The 9,040-nt window shown below is 60.7% G+C and carries 10 protein-coding genes, 1 tRNA gene and 1 pseudogene; 6 read left to right on the forward strand and 6 right to left on the reverse strand.

Annotated features, from left to right (window positions below; genetic code table 11):
• On the forward strand, positions 1–664 hold a 664-nt coding region (locus WA989_RS16510; RefSeq protein WP_424341575.1), incomplete at its 5' end, for an NAD(P)-dependent oxidoreductase.
• Positions 665–730: 66 nt separating this feature from the next.
• Here the strand turns inward: WA989_RS16510 and WA989_RS16515 are convergent.
• The 5 genes and pseudogenes from WA989_RS16515 to WA989_RS16535 form a co-directional block, all read right to left on the reverse strand.
• Positions 731–976, reverse strand: coding sequence for a DUF1150 family protein (locus WA989_RS16515; RefSeq protein ID WP_424341576.1), 246 nt, complete (start codon positions 974–976; stop codon positions 731–733).
• Positions 977–1,239: 263 nt separating this feature from the next.
• Positions 1,240–1,914, reverse strand: a complete 675-nt coding sequence (locus WA989_RS16520) for an FAD-binding oxidoreductase (RefSeq protein ID WP_424341577.1) — start codon at positions 1,912–1,914, stop codon at positions 1,240–1,242.
• 80 nt (positions 1,915–1,994) lie between these two features.
• Positions 1,995–2,201, reverse strand: a pseudogene (locus tag WA989_RS16525) (GNAT family N-acetyltransferase); the annotation flags it as partial.
• Between the two features lie 164 nt (positions 2,202–2,365).
• Positions 2,366–2,441 (reverse strand) — tRNA-Ala (locus WA989_RS16530).
• A 57-nt stretch (positions 2,442–2,498) separates the two neighbouring features.
• Complete coding sequence (locus tag WA989_RS16535) at positions 2,499–3,146, reverse strand: TIGR02300 family protein (protein ID WP_424341578.1); 648 nt, start codon at positions 3,144–3,146, stop codon at positions 2,499–2,501.
• Positions 3,147–3,248: 102 nt separating this feature from the next.
• On the opposite strand from WA989_RS16535, the gene aroA reads away from it, so the two are divergent.
• The 3 genes from aroA to WA989_RS16550 all read left to right on the forward strand — a co-directional run bounded on the left by aroA (position 3,249) and on the right by WA989_RS16550 (position 7,380).
• Positions 3,249–4,571 (forward strand): 3-phosphoshikimate 1-carboxyvinyltransferase, encoded by a 1,323-nt coding sequence (aroA, locus tag WA989_RS16540; RefSeq protein WP_424341579.1) that lies wholly within the window; start codon positions 3,249–3,251, stop codon positions 4,569–4,571.
• A 103-nt stretch (positions 4,572–4,674) separates the two neighbouring features.
• Entirely contained in the window at positions 4,675–6,798 is a 2,124-nt protein-coding gene (locus WA989_RS16545; protein ID WP_424341580.1) for a S9 family peptidase, read from the forward strand.
• Between the two features lie 72 nt (positions 6,799–6,870).
• Positions 6,871–7,380 (forward strand): macro domain-containing protein, encoded by a 510-nt coding sequence (locus WA989_RS16550; RefSeq protein ID WP_424341581.1) that lies wholly within the window; start codon positions 6,871–6,873, stop codon positions 7,378–7,380.
• A 16-nt stretch (positions 7,381–7,396) separates the two neighbouring features.
• Here the strand turns inward: WA989_RS16550 and WA989_RS16555 are convergent, their stop codons facing one another.
• Complete coding sequence (locus WA989_RS16555) at positions 7,397–7,897, reverse strand: invasion associated locus B family protein (RefSeq protein WP_424341582.1); 501 nt, start codon at positions 7,895–7,897, stop codon at positions 7,397–7,399.
• Between the two features lie 181 nt (positions 7,898–8,078).
• Here WA989_RS16555 and WA989_RS16560 point away from each other — a divergent pair, with 181 nt between their 5' ends.
• Positions 8,079–8,654, forward strand: coding sequence for a sigma-70 family RNA polymerase sigma factor (locus tag WA989_RS16560; RefSeq protein ID WP_424341583.1), 576 nt, complete (start codon positions 8,079–8,081; stop codon positions 8,652–8,654).
• A gap of 99 nt (positions 8,655–8,753) precedes the next feature.
• The coding region (locus WA989_RS16565) for a hypothetical protein (protein WP_424341584.1) at positions 8,754–9,040 on the forward strand (287 nt) is incomplete at its 3' end.

Here is a 9,040-nt window from a genome sequence, read left to right on the forward strand (position 1 = left end):
CGCCGACATGACGATGGCGCTGATCCTCGGCGTGCCGCGCCGCCTGCATGAGGGCGTTCAGCTGCTCGCAGCGGGCAAGTTCGATGGCTGGGCGCCGACCTGGATGCTCGGGCGCCGGATTGCCGGCAAGCGTCTCGGCATTATCGGCATGGGCCGGATCGGCCAGGCAGTGGCACGCCGCGCCAGGGCGTTCGGGCTGCAGATCCACTATCACAATCGCAAGCCGGTGAGCCGCCAGGTGACCGAAGAGCTCGGCGCGACCTATTGGGAAAGCCTCGACCAGATGCTGGCGCGGATGGATATCATCTCGGTCAACTGCCCGCATACGCCGGCAACCTTTCATCTCCTCTCGGCCCGCCGGCTGAACCTGATCAAGCCGGAAGCCTTCATCGTGAACACCGCGCGCGGCGAAGTGATCGACGAGGCCGCGCTCGCCCGCGCGCTGAAAGCCGGAAATATTGCAGGCGCTGGCCTCGACGTGTTCGAGCGCGAGCCTGTCGTCAATCCGGAGCTGATGGGCCTGCCGAATGTGATCCTGCTGCCGCATATGGGCTCAGCCACAGTCGAGGGCCGGATCGAGATGGGCGAGAAAGTCATCATCAACATCAAGACCTTCGCCGACGGCCACAGGCCGCCAGACCGGGTAATCCCGGCGATCCTCTAATACGCAAAAAAGCCCGGCATCTCTGCCGGGCTTTCCGTTTCTTCTTCGGCCAAGCGTCGCGGGTGACTAGTGCACGCTGACGGGGCGCATCTCGTGGGCGCGGGCGGCTGCAAAGGCAGCGTCACGGCCTTCCACGATGGCCAGCTGTTCTCCCTCACCATTGGAGAGGACGAAGAGCGCGTCGCGGTCACCGACTGTTTCGAGCGCCTCTTTGGGAAGCTCTGCGAACTCGTTCTCCGCAATCTGGCGGATGTAAACGATGTCCTTGGCCGAGAACAGCTTCACAGCGTGGTTTGCAAGTTCTGTCGTCATGGCTTGTTCCTTCCTTTCAAAGACAGGACCACGACACATCAACCCGGCAGAAGCTCCAACTCAGCGGCAGCTCCTCTTTTACCGCCGGGCTTGTGTCAGACTTGAATCTGGGGTCCGATCTTGCCGGGTTCAAGCCTTCTATGCGGCCATAAAAGGGTATTTGGGCAGTTCAGCCGCCGGGGGTGAACAGGTGTTCAGATTCGCGGTGGCGGCGCTGTATCCCGATCCTCTCCATCCGCGGGAAGGGCCCGGTTGGACCGTGCCTAGCCGAAATCCTCGACCACGATATCGTCTTCCGCGACTCCGATTTCCTTTAGCGCGAGCACGATATCGTCGATCATCGGTTCAGGCCCGCAGACATAGCATTTGCCGGCGCCCGGCTGGACATGATCGCAGAGAATGTCCTTGTCGATCTGGCCGGAGGGGACATCGGCCTGCGTCTCATCTGTGACTGTGAAAAAGGTCTTCAGGCCTGGCATGGCTTCGAACTCATCGCGGTAGATGATGTCGGCCTCCGTACTGTTGGAGAAAATGAGTTCGCAGCCCTCAAGCGTGCCCATTTCCTTCAGGCGCTCGCGCAGGATGGCGATAAAGGGCGTCACGCCCGCGCCGCCCGCAATGAACCAGCCCTTGCCTTCATCCTGGATCGCGCCCCACGGGTCTTCGATGAGGACATTGTCGCCCGGCTGCAGCTCTGCGATCTGTTCGGTCACGCCGTCATGATCGGGATAGGACTTGATCGTGAATTCAAGATAGTCGTCCGAGGGCAGGCTGGTCGGGGTGAAGGGGCGTTGCTTGGTGCGCCAGCCTTCGCGGTCGAGTGCGAGATCGACCGCTTGTCCCGGCTCGATGCCGAGCCTGTCCGGCTTGTCGAATCTCAGCCGGAAGACATCAGGGGTCACAGGGTCGATGGATTGCAGGGTCAGGGTATGGGTCATGGCGTGCTCCTTGTCAGGAGATCAACGCGAGCGCGGGAAAGGCGGTTCCGGGGCTGCGAGGCTCAGAGTCTTGGCACCGTCTAGATGCAAACGGCGTCCTGAGGTTTAAGCTGCTTGCGCATGGGATAGCTCGTGACGCCATCGTCCGTCACCGGCTCGCCAACTCGGGTCCAACAATTTGCTTTATAAAAATCGAGCGCCGTCACCGTACTCGAGAGAGTCGCGATGGATATGCCGCTCTGGCGAAGCTGCCGCTCCAGCGATGCAAGGATCGCTTTGCTCACGCCAGAGAAGCGATGGTGCGATCAATGCGTCGGACAGCCTTGAGCGCGACTCATGTGAGAGGCGCAGCGCCGATAAGGAGTCAAATTACAAAAGCCCCTGCCGGGGCATTTTTCACGTATTTTTGGTCCACCGGACCAAAAATTTTGCGCAGCAAACCCGTGAAAAATGGTGGAGCCTAGCGGGATCGAACCGCTGACCTCTTGCATGCCATGCAAGCGCTCTCCCAGCTGAGCTAAGGCCCCAATCCAACAGGAGACGCGTGAGGTATAGTCTCACGCGCTCCTGATCAAGTCCAATTATCAGGACTTCTTGTCATCGTCTTCCTCGTCGCCGCCGTCTGCATCCTCGGCGTCGTCATCATCGTCTTCGACATCATCGTCATCATCGCCAAGGTCGAGATCGTCATCGAGGTCGATGTCATCGTCGAGTTCGAAGTCTTCCTCTTCATCATCGATCGCGACATCGTCGTCATCATCGTCGAGGCCTTCTTCGGTAAAGCCGGCCGGGACCTTGCCGGGGGCCGCTTCCTCGTCTTCATCCTCGTCACCGCCTTCGAGCACGACTTCGTCTGCATCAGCGCCGAGTTCGCGGGAGGCTTCATCATCCTCATCCTCATCCTCGTCCTCGTCTTCCTCGTCGTCATCACTTTCGTCTTCATCGTCATCGAGATCTTCTTCATCATCGTCGATGTCGGTCTTGGCGGCCTTCTTCTTTTTCTTTTTCTTCGTGGACTCGTCCTCTTCGAGGTCGTCTTCATCCTCGTCCTTGGGGACGGCTGACTTGGCGCGCTTGGCCTTCAGCTTCGCGCTGGTCGTGCGAATCTCATCATCTTCGGGGTCGAACTCTGTCTGGCACTTCGGACAGACTGCCGGGCGCTTGTTGAGATCGTAGAATTTAGCCTCGCAATTGGGGCAGATCTGTTTGGTCCCAAGATCGGAATCGGCCATCTTGTCGGTCTCCAAGCCTGAATGAATTGTTGCGGGGGCGCTTGCCAGAAACCCTCGCCGCTGTCAAAGCGCTTTCGCCAGCTTCTACAGAAGGATAATCGTTTGGCCTGGACATCGTTCCCCGTCAGCAAGCTCCAGGGCGCCATTCGGGCGCCGGGGGACAAGTCCTGTTCGCACCGCGCGCTAATGCTTGCAGGCATTGCAGACGGCACTTCGGAGATCTCCGGATTGCTCGAAGGCGAGGACGTGATCAACACCGCGAAGGCCATGGCCGCGCTTGGTGCTGAGTGCGAGCAGAAGGGCAATGGCCGCTGGACAATAAAAGGTGTCGGCAAGGCCGGCCTGACCTCGCCGGCAGCCCCACTCGATTTTGGCAATTCGGGCACAGGTTCGCGGCTGATGATGGGGCTGATGGCGGGCTACCCGATCAAGGTGAAGATGGTTGGCGATGCCAGCCTGTCGAAGCGGCCGATGAACCGCGTGATCACGCCGCTTGAACAGATGGGCGCGCGTTTTGAGCATGACGGGCGCGGCATGCTGCCTTTGACCCTGCATGGCTCTGCCACGCTCTCGCCGATCGGCTTCGTGCCCGAACAGGCCTCCGCGCAGGTCAAATCCTGCGTACTTCTGGCCGGGCTGAATGCGCAGGGCACGACCCGCGTCACCGAACATCATCCAACCCGCGACCATACTGAAAAGATGCTGCGCGGCTTTGGGGTCGACCTGGATGTTGTCAGCGCTGACGGGCGGCGCCAGATCGTCTCGATAGAGGGCGGGCAGACCTTGCAGGCGGTCGACACGCAGATCCCTGGCGATCCATCCTCTGCGGCTTTCCTGACTGCGGCCGGGCTGATCTCACCTGCAGGCGGGGTGATGGTCGAGGGCGTGATGTCCAACGAAACGCGCGACGGCTTCTTCCGCGCCGCCTCGATGATGGGCGCCGACATTGGCGCTGAGGAGCTTGGCGATGCAGCAGGCGAGCGGCTGATCGATATGCAGGCGGTCTCGAGCGGTCTGAAGGGCCGGGCCATACCCGATTATCTCGTCGCCTCCATGATTGACGAGTTTCCGATCCTTGCCGTGCTTGCCGCCTTTGCGGAGGGGGAGACCACCGTCTCCGGCGCCGAAGAGCTGCGCGTCAAGGAGAGCGACCGGATTGCCGCGGTGGTCGCGATGCTGCGTGTGAATGGTGTGGAGGTCGACGAGCGAAAGGACGGGTTCACCGTGCAGGGCTGCGGTGGTCCGCCTCCGGGGGGCGGGCTTGTCGAGACGCATCACGATCACCGCATCGCGATGAGTGCGCTCGTCATGGGGACGGCCAGCCAGAAGCCGGTCTCGATCGATGACGCGGCCATGATTGCGACGTCCTATCCGGACTTCATGGCGCATATGACCGAGCTCGGCGCAGACATCAGAGAGGGCTGAGGCCCCAATTCGTTCTGGTGTCGAAGCAAAATCGACGATGAAGCTTGCCTTTCGCCTCACAGGCGAATATCGAAAAACGATATTTATTTATCGGAGGTTTCGAATGAAGAAGATACTGACTGGAAGCGTCGCAGTGGTGGCACTTGCCGCCTGCGCGGCCAATGACACGCCGGAGGTCAATCTCGGCGCTGCGCCCGAAGCCAGCGTCGTCGAGATCGAGCCGGTCGTTGCCGAAGCGCCAAGCCTTGATGATTTTGCCCTGATCGACCGTGATGCCATTTTCGGCAATCCGGAAAAGACGCAAGGCCGGGTGAGCCCGGACGGTCAGTATGTCAGCTGGATCGCGCCGGTCGACGGCGTGACCAATGTCTGGGTCGCGCCTGCCGATGACCCGGATGCGGCAAAGCCGATCACCAATGACACCTATCGCGGCATTCGCAGCCACTTCTGGTCGCCGGGCTCCGATTATGTCTACTACACCCAGGACAAGGGCGGGGATGAGAATTTCCACGTCTATGCGTCTGATGTTGCCACCGGCGACGTGCGCGATCTCACGCCGGTTGAAGATGGTGTGCGTGCTGTCATTCAGGGCGTCTCCCGCGACGAGCCAGGCAAGCTGCTCATCGGTCTCAACGAGCGCAATCCGCAGCTTTTCGACCTCTATCTGGTCGATGTCGCAACCGGTGAGATGGAGCTTGCTGCCGAGAATCCAGGCTATGCCGGCTGGCTGGTCGACAATACGCTCACGCCGCGCTTCGGCCTCGTGCAGACGCCGGGCGGCGGCGCTGATATCGTCGATATGGACGGCGAGGTCCTGACTTCGATTCCGGCAGAGGACTTCCTGACAACCAATTCAATCGGTTTCAATGGTGTGAACGATGCGTTCTACGCTGTCGACAGCCGCGGCCGCGACACCGCCGCCCTGGTCGAGATCAGCACTGAGACAGGCGAAGCGACCGTTCTCGCTGAGAATGACAAGGCCGATATCTCGGGCGCGCTCCTGCATCCGACGACCTATGAGCCGATGGCGTATGCCTCCGAATATCTGCGGAGTGAGTGGGAGCCGCTGACCGATGAGGCTGCTGCCGACCTGTCCTTCCTTGAGGCAGAGCTCGACGGGGACATCCAGATCCTGTCCGCCACCGATGACCTGTCGCGCATGGTCGTCTATTCCGAATCGGCCGTCGCGCCGGGCATCTACTATGTCTATGACCGCGACGCGAAAACGCTGACCGAGATGTTCAAGACGCGGCCGGACCTTGCCGACGCGCCGCTGCAGCCGATGTATCCGATCGAGATCACATCCAGCGACGGCCTGCCGCTTGTCTCCTATCTGACGCTGCCGCCTGGCTCAGACGTCGATGGCGACGGCCGGCCCGAAGAGCCGGTGCCGCTGGTGCTGAACGTTCACGGCGGGCCATGGTCGCGCGATTCCTATGGCTATAATTCCTGGCACCAATGGCTCGCCAATCGCGGCTACGGGGTCTTGTCGGTCAATTATCGCGGCTCGACAGGCTTCGGGAAGAATTTCGTCAACGCGGCGGTCGGCGAGTTTGCCGGCAAGATGCATGACGACCTCATCGATGCGGTGAACTGGACGGTCGATGAAGGCATCGCCGATGCGGACGAAATCGCCATCGCAGGCGGCTCCTATGGCGGCTATGCGACCCTTATCGGCGTGACGTTTACACCGGATACGTTCGCCTGCGGCGTCGACATTGTCGGCCCGTCCAGCCTTGCAACGCTGATCGAGAGCTTTCCGGAATACTGGGCGCCTTTCCTGGAAGGCACCTGGTTCAAATATGTTGGCGATCCGGCTGTACCCGAAGAGCGCGAGGACATGCTGAACCGCTCGGCAATCTCGCGTATCGATGACATCTCTGTACCCCTCCTTGTCGGCCAGGGTGAGAACGACCCGCGCGTGACCAAGCTGGAATCCGACCAACTGGTCGCCAGCATGAAGGAGAAGGGTCTCCCGGTCACCTATGTGAACTTCCCGGACGAGGGCCACGGCTTTGCCCGGCCTGAAAACCGGCTGGCATTCTATTCGGTGATGGAAGGCTTCCTGTCTGAATGCCTTGGTGGGCGCGCCGAAGGCTTCGGTTCAGCCTTTGACGGCTCGACCATTCAGGTGCTTGAAGGCGCTGAATATGTCGACGGGCTTGAAGCCGCCGTAGCGGCCATGCCGGCAGACGAAGACGGCTCGGACGGCGACGCGGCCGAGTAGCCACCTGCTGCCCCAAACAAAAGCGGCCGCTTGCAGTTTTGCAGGCGGCCGTTTGCTTTAAGGTCCATGTCCATGAGCGGAAACCTCTCCCTCCATCGCGGTAACATTCTCGACGTCGCGTGCGATGCCATCGTCAACGCTGCCAATTCCGCGCTGATGGGCGGCGGCGGCGTCGATGGCGCTATCCATCGTGCGGCTGGACCCAGACTGAAAGAGGCTTGCCGGCCGCTTGCGCCCTGTCCGACGGGAGAGGTTCGCGTGACGCCGGGATTCCAGCTTGGCGACCGGCTGGTCTTCCACACGGTCGGCCCCGTCTGGCGCGGCGGCGGGGAGGGCGAGCCAGCCTTGCTTGAGGCCTGCTACCGCAACTGTCTCGACGAACTTGTCCGACGCGAGCTGGTGTCGATCGCCTTTCCTGCGATTTCAACGGGCGTCTATGGCTATCCCCCGCAGAGCGCGGCGGCGGTCGCTGTCACGATCTGCCGCGCATTTGTCGAGCGCCACGAGGTCGACATCACGCTGGCCGCTTTCGATCAGATCAATTACGACGCCATCGCTACGGCTCTAAGCGCACCCGGTTGAGCGCTCCCGCTCCGCCCTAGCGGCAGAGCGATGAGGCCTTGTCGATGGCGGCGGCTGAGCCTGAAAGCGAGAAGTGGTAGGACACTTTGGTGTCACGCGAGGAGACCGCTTCGACGCGCAATTCGCTGCCGCTGCGCAGGGCAGAGACGATGCGGCTGTCGTCGCGGTCCTGGGCGAAGGCTTCACGGCCAACACCATACAGCGTCCAGCCGGAGCGTCCGATCGAGGCGCGCGCTGGCAGGTCCGCGCGAAGCTCATAACCGACCTTCAGGCTTGGCTGGCTGCGCGCCTTGCCGGAGCGCCAATTGGACACGAAGAACCACACATCTCCGTGATCAGTCGACTTTGGGGCTTTGTCTGTCGCTTCGGTTGCGGCATAGCAGAGGGTCTCGCCATTCAAGGTTTCCGTGAAGACGGTCCAATCCTTGTAGCGGCCAATTGCGGTTGGCGCGGCGTGAGCGGCAGCAACGGAAGCCGCAGTGAAAACGAGCGTGATGATCGATAATCTGGTCAGCATGGGTGGGAAAGCGATCTTGTGGGAGTTTCAGTTCCTATCGCGGTGACACTGCTGGAAAGTTAAGGCTGAATTTTGGCGGACATGTTTTCGGTTTCTGATGGAACAATATGAGGGCAGGATGGTTGCATTTCGGGCGGCGTTTGCGATCTATGCGTGTGAATGATGGAGTCTCGATAATCCAGTGACGACGATTGTCTCCAGGAGCGGCGAGGATGTGCGCGCCCTGCACGCCGGTTGCATGAAACAGATTGCGGCCCGGCAATGCCGGTCGTCCTTCGGGACTCTGTTCGAATATTATGGCCCCCGGCTAAAATCCTATTTGAGGCGAATGGGCGCTGACGAGGTCGGCTCCGAAGAGATCGTGCAGGATGTGATGCTGACGGTCTGGCGCAAGGCGGGCCAGTTCGATGAGGCCCAGGCCTCTGTCTCGACCTGGATTTTCCGGATCGCGCGCAACCGTCAGATCGACCTGCACAGACAAGCAAGCCGGCCCGACCTTTCGCCAGAAGAACCGATGCTGCAGCCGGCCGGCCATGAAGCGCCTGACCAGACGCTGTCACGCGCCCAGATTGCAGACCGTGTCCGTGAACAGCTGAAAACATTGCCGGAAGAGCAGCTGACTCTGCTCAAGGCCTCTTTCTATGAAGGCCTCTCGCATTCTCAAATCGCAAAAGCCTATGACCTGCCGCTCGGCACCGTAAAGTCCCGCATCCGGCTCGCCTTCGAGCGTCTGAGGGGCAAGCTTCCCCGAGATTAGACCTACAGTGACAGAACCTCAGCGTGTAATTTCTTGACGTTTGCAATTGCGGCTCAATATCTGCTGTAGAGAATATCAATAGTCCGTATAGAGCCTTACGTGCCGTCAAAGTCGAACCTCATTTCTGAGCTTTACAGCGCCTATGCCGCCGGCCGGCTTAGCTCGCCTTTCGCTTTGCTGGTCGAGACGCAGGCGGCGATCCGGCCTGACATTGCGCGCGACGTGGCTGTTTCAGAAGAGATCGCAGCGGCGATGCTTGAGCAGGAAGAGCTCGACCGCCTGGCGCCGAATGCGTTCGAAAAGGCCCTGCATGCGATCGAAGACCTCAGTGAGACCCGCGCCGCTCGCACTGCCAGCCAGGGAATTGATGAATTACTCGCCCTGCC

It is taken from the genome of Henriciella sp., assembly GCF_049649345.1.
Lineage (GTDB): Bacteria > Pseudomonadota > Alphaproteobacteria > Caulobacterales > Hyphomonadaceae > Henriciella.

Bases quoted from the DNA above. Each gene is read 5' to 3' on its own strand.
- WA989_RS16515 (WP_424341576.1), bottom strand. From the start codon at position 976: ATGACGACAGAACTTGCAAACCACGCTGTGAAGCTGTTCTCGGCCAAG.
- WA989_RS16520 (WP_424341577.1), bottom strand. From the start codon at position 1,914: ATGACCCATACCCTGACCCTGCAATCCATCGACCCTGTGACCCCTGAT.
- WA989_RS16535 (WP_424341578.1), bottom strand. From the start codon at position 3,146: ATGGCCGATTCCGATCTTGGGACCAAACAGATCTGCCCCAATTGCGAG.
- WA989_RS16545 (WP_424341580.1), top strand. From the start codon at position 4,675: ATGAAGAAGATACTGACTGGAAGCGTCGCAGTGGTGGCACTTGCCGCC.
- WA989_RS16550 (WP_424341581.1), top strand. From the start codon at position 6,871: ATGAGCGGAAACCTCTCCCTCCATCGCGGTAACATTCTCGACGTCGCG.
- WA989_RS16555 (WP_424341582.1), bottom strand. From the start codon at position 7,897: ATGCTGACCAGATTATCGATCATCACGCTCGTTTTCACTGCGGCTTCC.